The following is a 19,230-nucleotide window of genomic DNA, read 5'->3' as shown; positions in this document are numbered from 1 at the left end:
CTGGGAAAGAGTTACATGTTATCAATTTCAATAAATGGGAGCAGATGTTAAACTGAAGGGTGAGGAGGGGATAAAATGGAAACTTTACAAATAGGGGAAATCAAATTAACATGGCTGAATGGTGGCGTGACCCACCTGGATGGTGGAGCGATGTTCGGTGTCGTACCGAAACCACTGTGGTCCAAGAAATATCCGGTCAATGAAAATAACCAGATTGAATTGCGGACAGATCCGATACTCGTTCAAGTGAACGGATTAAATATGTTGATAGACTCCGGGATCGGGAATGGAAAGCTGAACGACAAACAGAAACGGAATTTTGGCGTGACGGATGAGTCCGGGCTCATAGAGGATTTAGGTCGGCTCGGGATCAAACCAAATGAAATCGATTACATTCTAATGACCCACCTACATTTCGACCATGCCTGTGGGTTGACTAAGCCTGAAGGAGATTCACTGGTCCCGGTTTTCGAACGTGCCGAAATCATCACGACCCAAATCGAATGGGATGAAATGCAGCAACCCAATATCCGCTCAAAAAGTACATACTGGAAGGAAAACTGGGAGGCGATTGCCCACCTTGTCCGTCCTTTTGAAGGAGAACGTGAAATCACGGAAGGCATTAAAATGATTCATACCGGCGGACATAGTGATGGACATGCCATCATCCTGGTTGAAGACGGTAAGGACAAGCTGATCCATTTAGCCGATATCATGCCAACGCACGCCCATGCGAATGTCCTGTGGGTACTGGCTTATGACGACTACCCAATGACTTCGATCTCGGCAAAGGAAAAGTGGATGAAATATGGTCTGGAGAACGGGGCCTGGTACAGCTTTTATCATGATGCCCAGTATTGTGCCATCAAGTGGGATGAAACGGGTAAAGAGGTAAAGGATGAAGTGAAACGGAAACGGTAAGTCATAGAAAAAGGAGGCGATTTGGGTCGCCTCCTTTTTTTGTTCAATCATGTTGTGCATTCAATTCCAATATCGTCCCGGTAGTAGCATCTGCAATGAATTCAAATTGTTCGCGGTTACCATCGGTATTTCTAGTGATGCCGCCTTTATATACTTGGTAGTCCAAATCATTTTTTTGATAGGTTTCGGGTTTCATTAAAATCCAAGATCCATATATACTTCCATCTTTTCTGACTGTTTCCTTCACCTGCGCCAATACTTTGTCAGGAGAAGGCGTATTTGTTTGATTCAAAATTTGTTTTGTAGCATAGCCTGTAGCGAAGCCGGCTGCTGCCCCCAATAGAAACGTTTTCCAATTCATGAATTTCTCCTCCATTGCTTTTTATTACTCACTCTATCTAGTATACATAAGAAGTCTTTCTTTGACTAACGATTTGAAATTTTACCCATTTACTGATAAATTAAAACATGCTAGGTGGTAACTATCGTCTAAGTTAGGTAAAATAGATAGGAAATAAAAGTAGTTAAGGGGTAGAGATATGGATCAAGAGACTTTAACACTATTTAAAACATTGACGGAATTACCAGGGGCTTCAGGAAATGAGCATGCCGTGCGTAATTTTATGAGAAGTGAGCTTGAAAAATATTCAGATGAAATCGTTCAGGACCGCCTTGGAAGTATCTTTGGCGTAAAAAGAGGAAATGAAGAAGGCCCAACTGTAATGGTGGCTGGACATATGGACGAAGTGGGCTTCATGGTCACTTCTGTTACGGAAAATGGCATGATCCGCTTCCAAACACTTGGAGGTTGGTGGAGCCAGGTTCTTTTGGCACAACGAGTGGAAATTATCACGGACAACGGGCCGGTAATCGGGGTCATTGGTTCCATACCTCCGCATTTGCTTGATGAATCGCAGCGTTCGAAACCTATGGATATCAAGAATATGTTGATAGATATCGGTGCGGATGACCAGGAGGATGTGAAGCGGATCGGGGTTAAGCCTGGTCAGCAGATTGTTCCGATTTGCCCTTTCACGCCGATGGCCAACGAAAAGAAAATCCTTGCTAAAGCATGGGATAATCGCTATGGTTGCGGTCTTGCGATTGAACTATTGAAGGATTTGAAGGATGAAAAATTACAGAATATTTTATATTCGGGTGCGACGGTTCAGGAAGAAGTGGGATTACGGGGTGCCCAAACGGCTGCACATATGATCAAACCGGATATCTTCTTCGCCTTGGATGCAAGCCCGGCAAATGATATGTCCGGCAATAAAAGTGAATTTGGACAGCTGGGTAAAGGTGCATTATTGCGTATTTTAGACCGGACGATGGTCACACATCGCGGAATGAGGGAATTCATCCTCGATACGGCCGAATCCAATGATATTCCTTATCAATATTTTGTTTCTCAAGGCGGAACGGATGCAGGAAAGGTCCACATTGCCAATGATGGGATTCCGAGCGGCGTGATTGGGATTTGCTCCCGTTACATTCATACCCATGCATCGATGATCCATATTGATGATTATGCGGCTGCCCGTGAATTGATTGGGAAGTTGGTCCGCGCTTGCGATAAAACGACATTTGAGACATTGAAGAATAACGGATGATAATGAAAGCTGAAATGGAGGGGACACCCTTCCATCAGCTTTTTTTGCATAGAGGGAAGGGCATACATATGAAAATTGTAGTAGGCAGTACAAACCCGGCGAAAGTGCAGGCCGTGATTAACATCTATAAAGAAGCAGAAGTCATCTCGCTACAGGTGGAAAGTGGGGTTTCGGAACAACCATTTTCAGATGAAGAGACCATGAACGGGGCTGTGAACCGGGCCAGAAATTGCTTGCTTGAAAAGGGGGCCGATATCGGAATCGGTCTCGAAGGTGGCGTGGTTAAAATGGAACGCGGCTTATTCGTATGCAACTGGGGGGCAATGGCCACGAAGGATGGCGATATCTTCATTGCCGGAGGCGCGAGAATTCCCCTCCCCGGAATGATTGCGGATCGCTTGGAAAACGGGGAAGAGCTCGGTCCGATTATGGACGATTTCACCAAGAAAGCGAATATCCGCAAGAAAGAAGGGGCTATCGGGGTATTTACGAATGAACGGATTACCCGTGCCGATATGTTCGGAAATATCATGGAAATGCTTGCGGGGCAGTATGAATATAAGAAAAACCATCAATAAAAGAGACTGTCAGAACAAAGCAGAAACAGACAGGATTTAGGATATCGGTGCTGATAATATAGAAAACAAGGGAGGGGAAAGCCATATGGGGTGGGTAGAATCCATTCAGAAGGCCCTTGACTATATAGAGGAGCATTTAATCGACGACTTGACCATCGAGAACATTTCTAGTCAGGCGAATGCATCAGCCTTTCATTTTCAGCGGACGTTCACCATTTTGACGGACATTTCCGTTGGAGAATACATCAGGCGCCGTAGATTGACATTGGCTGCCCAGGAACTTGTAAGCACCAATGGCAAGGTCATTGATGTAGCCTATAAATATGGCTATGACACTCCCGAGGCTTTTTCAAAAGCTTTTCGGCGGCAGCATGGAGTACCTCCTAGCGAAGCCCGAAAGTATATGGGAAAGCTGACATTCTATGAACGCCTGGTTATCCAGGTGCTTCTAAAAGGGGCGGAACCGATGAAGTATAATATCGTGGAAAGAGATTCTTTTCGAGTGGTCGGTATCAAGCGGGAGTTTTCACTAGAGAACGAAGAAAATCTGATAGGAATCCCGAAGCTTTGGGACGAAGTGAACTCGGATGGTACCAGCAATCGGTTAGGAAAATTGAATAACGGCCGAATCAAAGGGTTGCTAGGGATATGTGTCGATTCCCCTGAAGATGAGCGGAATTCAATCGATTATTGGGTGGCCACGGAGTATGACGGAAGCGTCCCAAATGATTATTCTGGCTTGACGATACCTGCATCCAAGTGGGTTGTGTTCGAGGTCAATGGACCGATGCCCGAGGCGATGCAAAAGGTTTGGAAACACATCTTTTCCGAATGGTTTCCGGCAAGCGGACATGAACATGCAGGAACACCGGAAATGGAGGTATACGTTGAAGATGATGCTTCAGCCACAGATTATTACTCCGAGATATGGATCCCTATTAAGAGATAAAGGATGGGCTTGTAGGCAAAGACTGTGTCCTACAAGCTTTTTTATCCATGTAAAAAGCACTCCATAAGAGTGCCTTTAACTTCATTCATTTTCCATCTTCGAATATATAAGAAAGGACTTTTAAGGCTTGGTTCACCGATTCGACTGTGACGCTTGCTTTTTCAGATAATTCTTTTAGCGCGTGGTGATGGGATTCTGGGCGGATCAAGATAAGTGGTTTGCCAAGTGAGACCGCGGTGCTTGCATCCATGGCAGTATTCCACTGCTTATATTTCTCTCCAAATAGGGCAACGACAAGGTCAGCTTGCTTCATCAAAAGACCTGTACGCAAATTATTGATTTGAGAAGCTGCCATATCCTTTAAAACGGGGGTCGGCTGTTTCCCGATAATATCTTCCCCGATATTATCGGAGCGTTCATGATTTTCCATTGGGCCGACAAATTCTAAAGGAAGCTTTAAAGCGGCCGCCTTCTCTTTTAATTCACTTCTCCAATTTGAATGGATTTCTCCAGCCAGGTAAACCGTTACTTTCATGATGATCCTCCTTATTATCTAATTTGCTTACATTGTATCATGTTTTAAGAAAATGGATGGATTTCATAAATTAGGATATAAGTAAAGACAAGAGGGTAACGGTAGATTGTTGAAAAGGAGGGGGAAGTCTTGAAGGTCCCACCCCAAAAAAAAATTCTGATCGTCTTTTTGATGAGCATCCTGGCAGTCGGTTGTTCAGGCATTGAAAGGCAGGTGGATAAGGCCGTGACAGCAACGGTTTCCGCTTTTCGGGATGAAGCGCCGCAACCGAATACAAAAGTGGGGCTTATAAAGGTGTATCTGCCTAAAAATTTCAAGATAGAAGAGGAACATGAGAATAACTTGATCCTGAAAAGTGGTCAACAGGCTTATATATTATTTGTCAATCCAAATGAAAACAGCGAAAGCTCGCAATTATTTTTGACGGCAAAGGAGCAGAAAACTCATTATTTGACACTGGAATCCTTTCAGAATGATGATAAGTTCGGTTTTATTTCCATCATGGAATTATCGGAAGAGAAATATGAGCTTTCCGTAGGAAGCGGCGGGGTCAAGCTCACAACCAAGACGGGGAAAGAGGATTTAAAGGATGAGGCGGAGAAAATGATGGAAATCGTTTCTTCCGTTCCACAGAGGTGAAAGAAGGTCCGGCGTACCCATACCGGACCTTTTGTGCTCTCTATTACAATCCGTATTGATGGTTGATTGAAGCGGAGTCTGGTATGATGGAATTATAAAATAACTAGATGGATTTCATAAGAGCTGGAGGAATAATAAGATGGAAAACTTACAAACTGTTGAACAATACGATGCATTAAAAAATGAAGGAAAACATATTTTCCTTTTCTCGGCAACATGGTGTGGCGATTGCCGAGTGATTGAACCAATCCTACCGGAAATAGAAGCGAAGTTCCCTGAATTCACGTTCATTCATGTAGATCGCGATAAATTCATCGATGTTTGCGCTGCTAATGATGTTTTTGGAATTCCTAGCTTCATCGGATATGATAACGGTAAAGAGCTAGGCAGATATGTGAGCAGGGACCGTAAAACACAAGAACAGATTGAAGAATTCATTTCATCATTATAATGTAAGGTCCCCTTCTTTAGGGGATTTTTCAATGGATAGGAGGGTCAGCCATGAAAATGGATAGCATAAAGCTGAAGAACATATTAAAAGAACGCTTAGCGGATGAAAATCGTACGTTCAAATTCGATAGCAAGAAGGACACGTTACGGATTGAAAATATAAAGACCGGTAAAGGCATCACGGTTGAACTTCCGCCGGTGCTTGCAAATTACGAAAATATCCAAGAAAAAGCCATTGATGAAGTCATCTATTACGTAGATGAGGCACTGAATGTAATGGGGGAAGAACATAGCATGGAGGGCAAGGAGAAATTCATTTTTCCTGTAATCCGATCGACTTCTTTTCCAATGGAGGCAGAAGAGGGCAATCCCTTTTTGTTCGACGACCATACGGCGGAAACACGTGTCTTTTATGCGTTGGATTTGGGCAAGACCTACCGTTTGATCGATGAGAAAATGCTCAAGCGCGAAGACTGGCAGGGAGATAGGATCCGGGAGATTGCCCGTTTCAACGTCCGCTCCCTCTCGACTAAATTGAAGTCGGATATCGTAGCGGGGAACACCTTTTATTTCTTGAATACAAATGATGGCTATGATGCGAGCCGGATTCTTAATGAATCATGGCTTCGTGAAATGAAGGAAAAGATATCGGGGACCATGGCAGTGGCCATTCCTCATCAAGATGTCATCATCATTGCCGATGTGCAAAATGATACTGGCTATGATGTACTCGCACAAATGGCGATGAGCTTTTTCGCCAGTGGCCACGTACCGATTACGGCGTTATCTTTCCTTTATGAGGAAGATGAGCTAGAGCCGGTCTTCATTATGGGTAAAAATAAAAAGCGTGAACAATAAGTAAGCGGATGGATGAATAATGATAGGGCTCCTGTCTCTTTGGATGGATTTCCAAACTCGGCAGGGGCTTATTTTGTTATACCCTAGGGAATATAATATTTTGTATTAAAACTTAATCTCATTGTAAACTCTGTTTAACAGAGGTGTTTTAATTAAATAGTAGACTATATAATTAGAACGTGTTTAAACTCATATGAAAAGGGGTTTAAATAGGTTAAGAGTTATGTGAAATTGGGATGATTCCTGCGGAAATTTGCAAAAAACTACATATATATCCCTATTAACCTTAATTTCTCTCGATATTTCAAAAAATACTGGTAGAATTAGTTACATAATTACAGATAGTAGAAAGAGTGATAGGTTTGAAGTGGCTAAATAAAATGAAAAAGTGGTTCCAAGCAGAGGAAATTATTGAGATTGAAGAAATAATAATAGATGAACCGATCGATAAAGAGACTTTAAAGAAGATGGACTTTTCTAAACTTCCCAAGACAAAGAAGGAAGAAATCGAAGCATACAATCAAACGGTGGCAAAAATGTCCCAAACGAAAGATCCGGATACGAAGATCTTGTTTCAATATCCAAAAGGGGAATTTAAATTCCCTCTGATACCTGATAAGGAACAACGTGTGAGAAAGCCTAGGGAAAAGAGAAGAGAGGAGCGGGAGCATAAACAGGATACGGAATCTTATGAATCCAAAAGGCCTAAGCAGAGTCCCGAGCAGAAACGGAAGAACGCTGAACGGATCGCTACTCAAAAGATCCTGCCATCCAATACCCCGTTCCGACCGACGGAAATCCCTTCACCTGTTTATGGGTTTCGGCGACCGGAAAAAAAAGTGGTCAAATCGGTCGAATTTGAATTAGAGAGCAAATTTCCTGTTCTTAAAAAAGAAGAGCCTGAGGTTCCAAGGATTATTCCGAACGAGGTAAAGGAAGAGGTTTATGAGGAATTGACCCGTGAACCTTCCGTTCTTGTACCAGAACAGATAGAGGAAAAAAAAGAAGAAGCCATTTCCGAGGTTCCTGCCTATATGCGCCGGAATGAGGATACGGACCCCAAGGCGGCGACAAGTGAGCCGGAACCAGTTGCTTCAGAATTTCCGGTAGATCAAGAAGTTGAAGGGCAAGAAACGGAGCAAGTGGAATTTGGGCAGGAAGTGGCGGTCGGGATAATGGAAGCCGTTGAACCTACTGTCGTTCCAGCCGAAGAGGGTAAGCCTGAGGCCCCGGCATATATCGCCGAGGATCCTGTTGATCCCGAAGTCCTTGATCAGGGGACGGAACCGAAAACCGAGGAATCGCCTAAACGCCCGAAAAAGCATATCCCCTTTAATGTCATGATGTTAAAGCAGGATAAAGAAAAGGCTACATTCCTAAATCCTTTTAAAGCGGAAAAAAAAAGCCCTGAAATCGAAAGGGGAGTAGTGGCTGTTGAAACGAGCCCCATTGAAAAGCCTGTAACATCATGGACTACGTTGGAAAGCGAACACGTACCCGTTGCTACAGGAGTGAAGGTTGAGGAAGAAGCCATTCAAGAACGGACGGATACAGCCGAACCACAAAGGGCTGAGGAAGTTCGGTATGAACCCGTAACTCCTTCGCTACCTGAGCACGAGAAACAATCGCATTTCGAGACGAACGAGGTTCCCATTTCTCCGGTTATTCCAGAAGCGGAAGTTGTTGAACATGAAGAAAAACAGGAGGTTGCTGTTCCAGAGCCTATGGAAGCAGCCCATCCCGTCAGTACGGGACTAGTCGATTCTGTAGAAGATGAGGAAAATCCGTATTATGTATTCCCAAAGATCGAGTTATTGACTCCTCCCACATATGCCGAACATGATGATGAGTGGCTCGAAGAACAGACCGTATTGCTGGACGAGACACTGAAAAACTTCAATGTCCGGGCAAAAGTCGTGAACGTGACGCAAGGTCCGGCGGTCACTCGTTTCGAGGTCCATCCTGAACCGGGTGTGAAAGTGAATAAAGTGACGAACCTCATGGATGATATCAAGTTAAGTCTGGCGGCTCAGGATATGCGAATGGAAGCTCCCATTCCAGGTAAGCATACCATCGGCATTGAAATTCCGAATCGGAAGAGCAAGCCTGTATTTTTGCGTGAGGTTTTGGAGAGTACTGAGTTTCAAGAGCATGAATCACCGCTCGCTGTTGCGCTGGGACTAGATATTTCAGGCCAGCCGATCATCACCGATTTAAGAAAGATGCCGCATGGCCTGATTGCGGGGCAAACGGGATCGGGAAAAAGCGTGTGCATCAATACGATGTTGGTTAGTTTACTGTATAAAGCAACGCCTCAGGAACTGAAATTGATGTTGATTGATCCAAAAATGGTTGAGCTTGCTCCATATAACCAAATTCCCCATTTGGTCAGTCCGGTCATCACTGATGTGAAAGCTGCCACTGCGGCCTTGAAATGGGCAGTGGAGGAAATGGAACGCCGCTATGAACTATTTGTCCATGCAGGAGTTAGGGATATCAGCCGTTTTAATGACCAGGCTGAAAAAGCCGGCCAATATTCCAATAAGCTGCCATATATCTTGGTAATCATTGACGAATTGGCCGATTTAATGATGATGTCCCCGGCAGATGTCGAGGAAGCGATTTGCCGCATCGCTCAAAAGGCCCGTGCTTGTGGCATTCACTTAATTGTGGCGACACAGCGTCCGTCCGTGGATGTTATCACTGGTTTAATCAAGGCGAATATCCCGACTCGAATCGCTTTTTCCGTTTCATCCCAAGTCGACTCGCGAACCATCATTGATAGCGGTGGGGCAGAGAAACTGTTAGGAAAAGGGGATATGTTGTTTGCGGAAAACGGTTCATCAAAAACGGTCCGTCTGCAAGGGACTTTTGTAAGCGATGAAGAAATCGATCAAGTGGTCAATCATGTGAAACTGGAACAGAAGCCAAAATATTTATTTGAACAAGAAGATTTGTTGAATCGTGCCCAAGTGACGGAAGAAGCGGACGAGTTATTCTTTGAGGCATGTGAATTCGTCGTTCATCAGCAGGCCGCTTCGGCTTCTAGTGTCCAAAGGCGTTTCCGAGTAGGATACAACCGTGCAGCTCGTCTGATAGAAATGATGGAACAGCAGGGCGTCGTTTCTGAATCGAGGGGAAGCAGGCCACGGGATGTACTGATTACCGAGGAAGAACTTGAATTTTTACACGTAAATTAAGAGAACCTATACTAGGGTTCTGTATATAATGTGAAGGGCGAGATATAAATTCTAAAGCGAATGGAATAGAAAAGCCAATGATTTGATAAAATGGCATCTCCCTGACATGGATGTATGAATAAAAAGGTGATATAATATATTTTTGTCGATGAATAAATAAAAAGTACGTATAAAAACCTAGGCGAAAAGTACAATTCGAGCAAGTTTTCGTAATGAAAAAACAAATAAACATGACGTCATATACTGTCATACAGATAGACGATTGGTGGAGGTTCGTTATATGACTGCTTACCATTTTGTGGGTATCAAAGGTTCGGGAATGAGTGCGCTTGCTCAAATATTGCATGATATGAATATTCAAGTGCAAGGTTCCGACTATGAAAAAGAATTCTTTACACAAATAGCGTTAGAAAAAGCTGGGATAAAAATCCTTCCTTTCAACGAGGAAAACATTCAGCCTGGAATGACCATCATTGCAGGTAATGCGTTCCCGGATACCCATCCGGAAATCGTGAAAGCAATGGAACTTGGTTTACCAGTGATACGTTATCACCGTTTTCTTGGTGATTTCATGAAGACCTTTACAAGTGTTGCCGTTACCGGGGCACATGGTAAAACGTCGACTACAGGCTTGCTGGCCCATGTCATGGGTGGTGCCAAACCAACATCCTATCTGATTGGGGATGGAACTGGAAAAGGAATCGTGGATTCTACTTACTTCGTATTTGAAGCATGTGAATACCGCCGTCACTTCCTTTCTTATTATCCTGATTATGCAATCATGACGAATATTGACTTCGATCATCCAGATTACTATGCCAATGTGGAAGACGTGTTCGAGGCATTCCAAACGATGGCCCTACAAGTCAATAAAGGGATCATTGCATGCGGGGACGACGAGCATTTACCGCATATTCAAGCAAAAGTACCGGTCATTTTTTACGGATTTGCGGAAGGAAACGATTTTCAAGCGAAAAATGTTTCCGTCACTCCGGAGGGAACGACATTTGATGTGAATGTGAGAAACACGTATTACGATACTTTCTCCATTCCGACTTTTGGCAAGCATAGTGTGTTGAATGCTTTAGGTGTCATTGCACTGTGTAAATATGAAAACCTGGATACGGAAGCCGTGAAGGCTCAGTTACTCACTTTTGAAGGCGTAAAACGCCGGTTCTCCGAAAAGGAAATGGAGAGTCAAATCATCATTGATGATTATGCCCATCATCCTACAGAGATTTCAGCAACCATTGACTCAGCGCGTCAAAAATATCCAGAGCATGAAATAGTAGCGGTCTTCCAACCGCATACTTTCTCAAGAACGCAAGCATTCCTGGATGAGTTTGCCGACAGCCTGAATCTAGCCGATAAAGTATACTTATGTGAAATCTTTGGATCTGCCCGTGAACATCATGGAAAACTATCGATTGAAGATCTTCAGGAGAAAATTCCTGGTGCCGAGCTTATTACAGAGGAAACAACAACGCAATTACAAAAACATAAAAACAGTGTAGTCCTATTCATGGGTGCAGGGGATATTCAAAAATTCCAGGCTGCTTATGAGGAGTCGCTGCAAGTTAAATGAAAAATGACCAACCCATAAATGGGTTGGTCATTTTTTATGGAATCACAAGCATGATCTGCTTGAAGTAGGTCATTTTAAATTTTCTGGATTTAATGATTCAAGTTCAGGTAGAACAAAGCGTCCATCTTTTCGGATCAGCACATCGTCAAAGTAAATTTCCCCACCGCCGTATTCAGGGCGCTGGATATTGACTAAGTCCCAGTGAATACTCGAATGGTTGCCATTAAAGGCGTCATCATAACATTGTCCAGGGGTGAAGTGAAAACTTCCATCAATTTTCTCATCAAAGAGGATATCTTGCATCGGATGTAGAATATAAGGATTTACACCGATAGCAAATTCACCGACATAACGGGCGCCTTCATCTGTATCAAAGATTTTGTTGATGCGTTCAGTATCATTGGCCACCGCCTCAACAATTTTTCCATCCTTGAATGTTAACTTCACGTTTTCGAAAGTAAAGCCCTGATAAGGAGATGGAGTATTGTAAGAAATGACCCCATTAATCGAGTCCTTAACAGGTGCTGTGTACACCTCACCATCAGGAATATTCAGTTCACCTGCACATTTGATGGCTTTAATGTCCTTGATGGAGAAAGATAAGTCTGTCCCGGGACCAGTTAAGCGGACTTTATCGGTCTTATCCATCAAATCAACAAGGCTATCCATGGCTACGCTCATTTTTCCATAATCGAGATTGCAGACTTCGAAATAGAAATCTTCGAAAGCTTCTATACTCATTTTGGCTAATTGAGCCATAGAATTCGTCGGGTAACGGAGCACGACCCATTTCGTTTTCGGAACGCGGATATTTCTATGTACTTTTCCGATCGTTTGACCATGAATCGCCATTTTGTCTGCGGGCACATCGGATTGCTCATTGATATTATCTCCGGCACGAAGCCCGATATATGCATCCATCTGGCTCATCACGTTCGCTTCGAATTCACCCATCATCTTGTATTGTTCTTCCTGTGCACCCATTAATAAGGCGCGATCCACTTGATGGTCCTTTAAGAGGACGAATGGGTACCCATCAGCTGCATACGCTTCTTTTACAAGGGCGTTGACCAGTTCGCGTTGCAATCCAAAGTTTTCTATCAAGAGTTTTTCACCCTTTTGGAGTTTCACTGAATAATTTATCAGATTATGTGCAAGTATCTCGATTCTAGGATCTTTCATGTAGAATACCTCCAATATTTAGTTTTATTATTCTATCATACCTGATTAGCTGTAGAAATTTCATCCATTGGTCCCGATTAGTCGAAATTTTTCGCTATCAATATTTCCAAAACAGGTATAGATAGGGTATATTCACAAATTAAATACGTTTATAATAACGGGGAAGGGGTAATTAATAACTAAACAGTTACTAAATATGTCGATTTTTTTTCGGAGGTGTTCCAATGGAGATCATATTATACGTAAGTGCTGCAGTGGCAGCAATCGCTTTCCTGGTCCTTGTTATCTTCTTAACAAAGGTACTCACATCACTACAAACTACCTTGGACAGCGTGGCCCGGACGCTGACGGGACTTGAAAGCCAAATGCAAGGCATAACGGTTGAAACTACCCAGCTACTACATAAAACAAACTCGTTAGCAGAAGACTTGCAACAGAAATCTGAAAATCTGAACACAGTGGTGGATGCAGTGAAAGATGTAGGTACTTCCATCTCTAGCTTCAATACATCCGTCCAAAAGGTTTCTAATAAAGTGCAGGCAGAAATCGATAACAACCAAGAACGAATTTCCCAAATCGTTCAATGGAGTAACGTGGCCATGGAAATCCGTGATAAATGGAAGGCCAGGAACAAGCAAACCGCTCCAACTGCATATGAACAGGCAGAGATAGAAAGAGAAGCACTTGAAACAGATAACCTACCTAAAAAAAGGTTTTTACGATCTAGATCTTAACACCAGGTAAATAAAAAAAATTCCCAAATTTGAAAGGAGAATGTTACATGACGCAAAAAGAATATCCTACAAGCGAATATCAAAAATCATACGAGGAAGCACGCGATTCCATCAATTCGAAGGACTTCATGATCGGCGCCTTGATCGGCGGAATGATCGGAGCAGCTACAGCTTTATTCATGGCTCCGAAAACAGGCAAGGAATTAAGAAATGATTTCAACGAACAAGCTAAGAGCCTTTCCGAGAAAACAGAGAAGCTAAGACAAACCGCGATGGAAAAAGGTACGGTTTTGGCTGATACCGCTAAAGAAAAAACAGGAACGGTTACTGAATTGGTTTCTAGTAAATCTTCAGATATCGTCAATAAAGTGAAGAACCTAAAAACGGGCAAAGAAGAAAATGGCGATGCAGCTAATGATACTACGAACTCAAGCAATAAGGATATTGATGTAACGGGAACTTCCGATTCGAAAATCGTATCCGTTGAAACCAATATGCCTGAAAGTAAAGACAATAAGTCAAAAAATACACAAGCCGACCCGACTAGCGGAAACAAAAATACGGCAAAGCTAAAATTAGATGAAGCAAAAAAAGCTTTTGATGAAACCGAAAATAAATTAAAAAAATAATGTATGCTTCAATCGCTCAATATTTGCGAAGGTATGCACAATAATTGTCAAAAAAGACGATGAAGTGGTACGATGACTTCATCGTCTTTTTTCTGAAATCGAAAGGGGTTAATACACATGACACTTACTAAAATCGAAACGGAACAACAATTCAATGAGCTCGTAACGGAAGATCTTTTTTTACTTTTTAAGCATAGTGTTACTTGCCCAGTCAGTGCGGAAGCTTTTGAGCACTATCAAAAGTTCATCGCTGAACACCCGGAGTTAAAGACGGCCTACTTGGCCGTGCAAGAAGCGCGTCCGCTTTCCAACCATGTGGCGGAAACTTTTGAAATCAAACATCAATCCCCCCAAGCCATCCTATTTAAAAATGGCACGCCTACATGGAATGAATCCCATTGGAGAATTACAGAAGATTCTCTAGGCAAAGCAATCTCTCAATAAATGATGAAAGGCAGGCGTGTTGTTGAATCAACATGCCTGCCTTTTTCATTTTATGAGACTGTTTCTATGTCAACTAGTGGTGGGCCAAAGGATTCTTAATTGGTCACCGGGGGCAAGTTCATCGTGAAAAGTAGTTTCCTGCTCATTTTTAATGAGAATGAATCGGCTATTCCCTGTGGTAGGCATAAAGATTTCAACATGACGGAAAAGGTCTTGAAAGATAAAAGGTTCCACCTTATGTTCGATCATACTCAGGTCATCATTTGGCTGGATGATGTCCGTATCTTTCAATCGCTCGTCACCGCGTCTGAATTCTGCCAGATTTTTAGACAGAATGACTTGTTTGCCTTCAAAAAAAACAGGGACGTTGTAGGTATGTTGGATTTGTAAAGCTTCCATCACCTCTAATAAAGTAGGAGGGGCTGGATTTACCACTTCCAATTCATCGCCATCTTCAAAGGAGTACGTCCGTTTTGTTGCCAGTCCATTTTTGCTGATTTTACCCGTCCACGAGGGAAGCTGAATGGACTTTCCGTTCAATTTAATAGATAACGGTTCAAGGCAAGCAAGAAGTTCGGATAAGTGAAGCTCTTTAATCAACTCATTAATCGTTACTGGTATCCTGCAAGTTATTTGATCATGATCCTCGATTAATTCATGGATGGAGGCGACTTTGCCATTTCTGGTAATGGAGGCTTCGATGGTATACTTTGTACCGTTAAGGATCACGGTTTTTCTAGGGATATCATCCAATACATCGAGTATGCGCAAAATGGCCGGTTCACCGTCTTCCCCTTTTGAGGTTACGATGACGTCTTCATCCTTCACTTCATCATCTAAAGAAGCTTCCGTTCCGTTTAAGGTAATCACCGATTTCTTTCCATGATTTCCGGGAAGGGTAAATTGATTTCCGTTGATCGTGACGATTTTGGCCATGCCGGGTTTTCCATATAAAGAACTCATCTTAATACCTGCTGTGAGCAGGCAATCCCCCACTGTTGTTCGTTTCATATCAAACAAGCGGATGGGGTGCCCGTCAACGGTGATGCTCATGTATTGAATCGGATTTTTATCGGCAGCAATGGCAATCCCAATCGGTGTTACCAATTCAGGCCCTTTTTGGATTTCAGACGAAATGCCAAGGTTCTGGATCGCATCGACGCCCCGGATTGCCACACGGTTACTTGGCAAGTTTAGTTTTTCAGCTAAAAGTCGGCATAATTCCGGTGTTTGGCTTCCACCTCCGACAAGCATCACCGCTTTTGGTGAACACTCATTATTCAAGGAGAGAATTTCTAAACGGATGGCTTCAGCCAACCTATCGAGTGCAGGATGAATATGTTCGATGATATCACTCTTGGCAATCTCGGTGGAAAATCCAAGAATATCAGTGACCGTTATCGAATCTTGATCGAGCAATTCCCTTTTCGCCTTTTCTGCAAGAGGAAAGTCCAGGAGCAGGTAGTCACTTATGGCCTCGGTAATTTCATCCCCAGCGATTGGTACCATTCCATAAGCGATGACGGTCCCTGAATCGGTCAAGGCGATATCGGAAGTCCCCGCCCCTATATCGACCAAGGCGACGTTAAGGCGGCGCATAGAGGCCGGGATGAGGACATTGATGGCCGCAATCGGCTCAAGCGTAAGAGCCTGCATTTCCAATCCCGATCTTTTCAAGGCAGCTAAAAGGGATTCCACAACGACCTTGGGCAGGAAGGTGGCGATGATCTCAACTGACGCTTCTTCCCCGCTCTGATCGATCAGGCTTCCGATTTCCTGTCCATCGAGGCGATAGTATAAAACCGAATAACCAACACAATAATAAGTGGACCGGGATTCTGATTGTTCTGCCACGGTCGCCTGGGCTTCCTGGACAGCACTGAATTCGAGGTGGAGGATATCCTCATGTGTCAGCATCGGTTTCCCAACTATATCGACAGACGTCTTCGCCCGTTCGGTTTTCAATGCCCTACCGGCTGCAGCGACAGAAACCTTTCTTAGGGGACCGTGAGTTTCCTCCAGTTTGCCCTTAATGTGAGAGATGACTTTAGCCACAGCTAGAACATCATGTATTTGACCGTCCAGCATGGCCCGCTCCGAATGCTCTTCTGATAGAATATCGATAATATTATAGCTTTCCTGTTCTTTTTCTAATATAATTCCTACAACGGAACGCGTTCCAATGTCCAAGGCAAACATTTTTTCGTGCATCAGTGACACCTTCTTTTATGTAATATATTACTTTAGTACTTAAAAGCGTTTAATTAATAAAGAAAAAAGTAGTGACATTTACAAGAATTTCATTTATAATTGTTTTTAATTATACATGAATTATTATAAAATTTTCATAGCTTAAATTATCGATTGAAATGAGTGAAAATTCGAACAGGTAAAAAGTACGGGTTTTCCATCGTGAAATCGTTGATATTTTTAAAATCGAAGGGATGGATTTGGAATGAGCAATAGAGAGCTTGATGGATTGCGTAATCAATTGGATGATGTAAACCTTCAGTTATTGCAACTGATTAATCAACGGGCGGGACTAGTACAGGAAATCGGCCGCGTTAAAGAAAAACAGGGCGTAAACCGCTACGATCCAGTCCGTGAAAGAATCATGTTGGATCTTATTGAAGCGAATCATCAAGGTCCTCTTGACCTAGGTTCGATTAAACATATCTTCAAGGAAATCTTTAAATTAGGCTTAGAACTTCAAAAAGATGATCAGAAGAAGACGCTTCTTGTTTCCAGAAAACAAAAACCGGAAGATACAATCATCGACATCAAAGGTGAACTTATCGGGAACGGGATTCCTAGTTTCGTATTCGGTCCATGTGCCGTGGAATCTTATGAACAAACGGCTGCAGTTGCTGAAGTCATCAAAGCAAAAGGCCTGAAGCTTATGCGTGGTGGTGCATTCAAACCGCGTACATCGCCATACGACTTCCAAGGACTTGGTTTAGAGGGATTACAGATCCTTAAGCGGGTTGCAGATGAATATGGTTTGGCAGTCATCAGTGAAATCGTAAGTGCAAATGATATGGAAGCAGCGGTTGAACATATCGATGTCATCCAAATCGGTGCACGTAACATGCAAAACTTCGATTTATTGAAAGCGGCAGGTGCCGTAAACAAACCAGTCCTTCTAAAACGTGGACTTGCAGCTACGATCGAAGAATTCATCCATGCAGCGGAATACATCATGTCGCAGGGTAATGGAAACATCATCCTTTGTGAACGTGGTATCCGTACGTACGAAAAAGCAACAAGAAATACGCTTGATATTTCTGCTGTTCCGATCTTGAAACAAGAAACGCATTTACCTGTCATGGTGGATGTAACCCATTCTACCGGACGTCGTGACCTTCTTCTTCCAACGGCTAAAGCAGCTCTTGCCATTGGTGCAGATGGAGTGATGGCGGAAGTTCATCCAGATCCTTCTGTTGCTTTATCTGATTCTGCACAGCAGATGGACTTCAAGCAATTTGATGATTTCTATAACGAAATTAAACGATTGAACTGGGTAACGGTTTAAGAAAGAATATTTGAAATATATGTACATTCGGCCCTTACCATCTTGGCAAGGGCTTTTTTTAATGGTAAAATACTTGTTTTTGCAGAAAAAGTCCTGAAAAAGACACTATTGGATTGCAGGAAGCATTCTACTATCGTATGATAAGTTAAAAGATGAGGACTGTTCTGAGTTAGAATCATACATAATGAAGATATCTATATAAGCTATGCTTATATAAAAATTAATAGAAAGACTTCCGTTAACCGATTAATTTTCCGTATAAGAAAAATACGTATAATAGAATCTTCTTTGAAATATTTGATGCTTTATTGGAAAAAATGAAACAAATGGAGGAATGTAATAATGAATAATATAACCATTTATGATGTGGCCCGCGAAGCAAATGTTTCGATGGCCACCGTTTCTCGCGTAGTAAACGGGAATCCGAATGTTAAACCTGCGACAAGGAAAAAAGTCGCAGATGTGATTAACCGGTTAGGGTATCGCCCTAATGCAGTGGCACGTGGGCTAGCCAGCAAGAAGACAACGACGGTAGGTGTCGTGATTCCGGATATCTCCAGCATCTTTTTTGCGGAGTTGGCACGTGGTATTGAAGATATAGCGTCCATGTATAAATACAATATCATTCTCAGCAGTTCTGATGAAAACATAGATAAGGAATTTCATTTATTGAATACGATGCTAGGTAAACAAGTAGATGGTATCGTATTCATGAGTGGAAACATCACGGACGAGCATGTCAAGGAGTTTAAGAACTCACCGGTTCCCATCGTATTGGCCGGTTCCGTCGAAGAAAGCGGGCAAGTGCCATCGGTCAATATTGATTATGAAGCGGCAGCGTTTGATGCCGTGATGTCCTTTGCCAAAAATGGCCACAAGCGAATAGGTTATGTGAGCGGGAATCTGTCCGCGCCTATTAATGAGAAGAAATTAACTGGTTACAAACAGGGATTGAAAGAAGCGGGGCTTTCTTTCGATGAAAGTTTACTGGTGGAAGGCGATTATACATATGATTCAGGAATTGAATCATTTGATAAGTTTCTTGAAGCCGAAGATCGGCCGACAGCAATCATAGTCGGAGCCGATGAAATGGCACTTGGCATCGTTCATGCCGCTCAGGATAAAGGGTTTAATGTACCAGGGGACTTTGAGGTAATCAGCTTCGACAATACACGGTTAACCTTGATGGTCCGCCCGCAGATCACGACCATCGTTCAGCCTTTATACGATATCGGGGCCGTATCCATGAGGTTGCTAACTAAATTGATGAATCAGGAATTGGTGGAGGGGCAAGAAAAAGTGATTCTGCCGCACCGCATCGAAAAACGTCAATCAACGAAATAATCCAGTATGAGAGTGTCCTTATGGGCACTCTCTTTTC

Annotated in this window: 18 protein-coding genes; 14 read left to right on the top strand and 4 right to left on the bottom strand. The window is 42.9% G+C overall.

Going from position 1 to position 19,230, the window contains the following annotated elements; genetic code table 11:
* The first annotated feature begins 75 nt into the window (after positions 1-75).
* Positions 76-921 (top strand): YtnP family quorum-quenching lactonase, encoded by an 846-nt coding sequence (locus tag AC503W_RS15020; RefSeq protein ID WP_402957769.1) that lies wholly within the window; start codon positions 76-78, stop codon positions 919-921.
* A gap of 43 nt (positions 922-964) precedes the next feature.
* Here the strand turns inward: AC503W_RS15020 and AC503W_RS15015 are convergent, their stop codons facing one another.
* Positions 965-1,282, bottom strand: coding sequence for a PepSY domain-containing protein (locus tag AC503W_RS15015; RefSeq protein ID WP_402874856.1), 318 nt, complete (start codon positions 1,280-1,282; stop codon positions 965-967).
* 178 nt (positions 1,283-1,460) lie between these two features.
* Here AC503W_RS15015 and AC503W_RS15010 point away from each other — a divergent pair, with 178 nt between their 5' ends.
* The 3 genes from AC503W_RS15010 (at position 1,461) to AC503W_RS15000 (ending at position 4,061) form a co-directional block, all read left to right on the top strand.
* A complete protein-coding gene (locus AC503W_RS15010; RefSeq protein WP_402874859.1) occupies positions 1,461-2,534 on the top strand; it encodes a M42 family metallopeptidase in 1,074 nt (357 codons plus the stop codon).
* Between the two features lie 68 nt (positions 2,535-2,602).
* Positions 2,603-3,112, top strand: a complete 510-nt coding sequence (locus tag AC503W_RS15005; protein WP_402874861.1) for a DUF84 family protein — start codon at positions 2,603-2,605, stop codon at positions 3,110-3,112.
* Between the two features lie 85 nt (positions 3,113-3,197).
* A complete protein-coding gene (locus AC503W_RS15000; protein WP_402874864.1) occupies positions 3,198-4,061 on the top strand; it encodes an AraC family transcriptional regulator in 864 nt (287 codons plus the stop codon).
* An 85-nt stretch (positions 4,062-4,146) separates the two neighbouring features.
* Here the strand turns inward: AC503W_RS15000 and AC503W_RS14995 are convergent, their stop codons facing one another.
* A complete protein-coding gene (locus AC503W_RS14995; protein WP_427650684.1) occupies positions 4,147-4,596 on the bottom strand; it encodes a YtoQ family protein in 450 nt (149 codons plus the stop codon).
* A gap of 129 nt (positions 4,597-4,725) precedes the next feature.
* On the opposite strand from AC503W_RS14995, the gene AC503W_RS14990 reads away from it, so the two are divergent.
* The 5 genes from AC503W_RS14990 to murC all read left to right on the top strand — a co-directional run bounded on the left by AC503W_RS14990 (position 4,726) and on the right by murC (position 11,328).
* Positions 4,726-5,235, top strand: coding sequence for a hypothetical protein (locus tag AC503W_RS14990; protein WP_407407254.1), 510 nt, complete (start codon positions 4,726-4,728; stop codon positions 5,233-5,235).
* Positions 5,236-5,374: 139 nt separating this feature from the next.
* Positions 5,375-5,686 carry a thioredoxin family protein gene (locus tag AC503W_RS14985; RefSeq protein ID WP_427650683.1) on the top strand — a complete coding sequence of 104 codons (312 nt, stop codon included), beginning with the start codon at positions 5,375-5,377 and terminating at the stop codon, positions 5,684-5,686.
* A 56-nt stretch (positions 5,687-5,742) separates the two neighbouring features.
* Positions 5,743-6,543: a DUF1444 domain-containing protein gene (locus tag AC503W_RS14980; RefSeq protein ID WP_427650871.1), complete on the top strand. Its 801-nt coding sequence runs from the start codon at positions 5,743-5,745 to the stop codon at positions 6,541-6,543.
* 380 nt (positions 6,544-6,923) lie between these two features.
* Positions 6,924-9,743 carry a DNA translocase FtsK gene (locus AC503W_RS14975; protein ID WP_427650682.1) on the top strand — a complete coding sequence of 940 codons (2,820 nt, stop codon included), beginning with the start codon at positions 6,924-6,926 and terminating at the stop codon, positions 9,741-9,743.
* Between the two features lie 280 nt (positions 9,744-10,023).
* A complete protein-coding gene (murC, locus tag AC503W_RS14970; RefSeq protein WP_427650681.1) occupies positions 10,024-11,328 on the top strand; it encodes a UDP-N-acetylmuramate--L-alanine ligase in 1,305 nt (434 codons plus the stop codon).
* Positions 11,329-11,397: 69 nt separating this feature from the next.
* Here the strand turns inward: murC and AC503W_RS14965 are convergent, their stop codons facing one another.
* On the bottom strand, positions 11,398-12,510 hold the full coding sequence (locus AC503W_RS14965) for an aminopeptidase (protein ID WP_402874883.1): 1,113 nt from the start codon (positions 12,508-12,510) through the stop codon (positions 11,398-11,400).
* A gap of 224 nt (positions 12,511-12,734) precedes the next feature.
* On the opposite strand from AC503W_RS14965, the gene AC503W_RS14960 reads away from it, so the two are divergent.
* The 3 genes from AC503W_RS14960 (at position 12,735) to ytxJ (ending at position 14,317) form a co-directional block, all read left to right on the top strand.
* The gene (locus AC503W_RS14960) at positions 12,735-13,244 is read left to right on the top strand and encodes a DUF948 domain-containing protein (RefSeq protein WP_402874888.1); all 510 of its coding nucleotides are present in this window, start codon (positions 12,735-12,737) and stop codon (positions 13,242-13,244) included.
* Between the two features lie 47 nt (positions 13,245-13,291).
* Entirely contained in the window at positions 13,292-13,873 is a 582-nt protein-coding gene (locus AC503W_RS14955) for a YtxH domain-containing protein (protein ID WP_402874890.1), read from the top strand.
* Positions 13,874-13,990: 117 nt separating this feature from the next.
* The gene (gene ytxJ / locus AC503W_RS14950) at positions 13,991-14,317 is read left to right on the top strand and encodes a bacillithiol system redox-active protein YtxJ (protein WP_402874895.1); all 327 of its coding nucleotides are present in this window, start codon (positions 13,991-13,993) and stop codon (positions 14,315-14,317) included.
* A gap of 69 nt (positions 14,318-14,386) precedes the next feature.
* On the opposite strand, the gene AC503W_RS14945 is transcribed toward ytxJ, so the two are convergent.
* Positions 14,387-16,528 carry a cell division protein FtsA gene (locus AC503W_RS14945; RefSeq protein ID WP_494914693.1) on the bottom strand — a complete coding sequence of 714 codons (2,142 nt, stop codon included), beginning with the start codon at positions 16,526-16,528 and terminating at the stop codon, positions 14,387-14,389.
* Between the two features lie 244 nt (positions 16,529-16,772).
* On the opposite strand from AC503W_RS14945, the gene AC503W_RS14940 reads away from it, so the two are divergent.
* Complete coding sequence (locus tag AC503W_RS14940) at positions 16,773-17,849, top strand: bifunctional 3-deoxy-7-phosphoheptulonate synthase/chorismate mutase (RefSeq protein ID WP_402874901.1); 1,077 nt, start codon at positions 16,773-16,775, stop codon at positions 17,847-17,849.
* Between the two features lie 342 nt (positions 17,850-18,191).
* Complete coding sequence (gene ccpA, locus AC503W_RS14935) at positions 18,192-19,193, top strand: catabolite control protein A (protein ID WP_402874904.1); 1,002 nt, start codon at positions 18,192-18,194, stop codon at positions 19,191-19,193.
* Positions 19,194-19,230: the final 37 nt, after the last annotated feature.

It is taken from the genome of Peribacillus suis (assembly GCF_059384845.1).
This window is presented reverse-complemented; position numbering and strand designations above follow the sequence as displayed.

Coding starts and splice junctions, on each gene's coding strand:
- AC503W_RS14955 (WP_402874890.1), top strand. CDS start 13,292: ATGACGCAAAAAGAATATCCTACAAGCGAATATCAAAAATCATACGAG.
- AC503W_RS14985 (WP_427650683.1), top strand. CDS start 5,375: ATGGAAAACTTACAAACTGTTGAACAATACGATGCATTAAAAAATGAA.
- AC503W_RS14980 (WP_427650871.1), top strand. CDS start 5,743: ATGGATAGCATAAAGCTGAAGAACATATTAAAAGAACGCTTAGCGGAT.
- AC503W_RS14960 (WP_402874888.1), top strand. CDS start 12,735: ATGGAGATCATATTATACGTAAGTGCTGCAGTGGCAGCAATCGCTTTC.
- AC503W_RS15020 (WP_402957769.1), top strand. CDS start 76: ATGGAAACTTTACAAATAGGGGAAATCAAATTAACATGGCTGAATGGT.
- ccpA (WP_402874904.1), top strand. CDS start 18,192: ATGAATAATATAACCATTTATGATGTGGCCCGCGAAGCAAATGTTTCG.
- murC (WP_427650681.1), top strand. CDS start 10,024: ATGACTGCTTACCATTTTGTGGGTATCAAAGGTTCGGGAATGAGTGCG.
- AC503W_RS15010 (WP_402874859.1), top strand. CDS start 1,461: ATGGATCAAGAGACTTTAACACTATTTAAAACATTGACGGAATTACCA.
- ytxJ (WP_402874895.1), top strand. CDS start 13,991: ATGACACTTACTAAAATCGAAACGGAACAACAATTCAATGAGCTCGTA.
- AC503W_RS15005 (WP_402874861.1), top strand. CDS start 2,603: ATGAAAATTGTAGTAGGCAGTACAAACCCGGCGAAAGTGCAGGCCGTG.
- AC503W_RS14975 (WP_427650682.1), top strand. CDS start 6,924: ATGAAAAAGTGGTTCCAAGCAGAGGAAATTATTGAGATTGAAGAAATA.
- AC503W_RS14965 (WP_402874883.1), bottom strand. CDS start 12,510: ATGAAAGATCCTAGAATCGAGATACTTGCACATAATCTGATAAATTAT.
- AC503W_RS14945 (WP_494914693.1), bottom strand. CDS start 16,528: ATGCACGAAAAAATGTTTGCCTTGGACATTGGAACGCGTTCCGTTGTA.
- AC503W_RS14940 (WP_402874901.1), top strand. CDS start 16,773: ATGAGCAATAGAGAGCTTGATGGATTGCGTAATCAATTGGATGATGTA.
- AC503W_RS15000 (WP_402874864.1), top strand. CDS start 3,198: ATGGGGTGGGTAGAATCCATTCAGAAGGCCCTTGACTATATAGAGGAG.
- AC503W_RS14995 (WP_427650684.1), bottom strand. CDS start 4,596: ATGAAAGTAACGGTTTACCTGGCTGGAGAAATCCATTCAAATTGGAGA.
- AC503W_RS15015 (WP_402874856.1), bottom strand. CDS start 1,282: ATGAATTGGAAAACGTTTCTATTGGGGGCAGCAGCCGGCTTCGCTACA.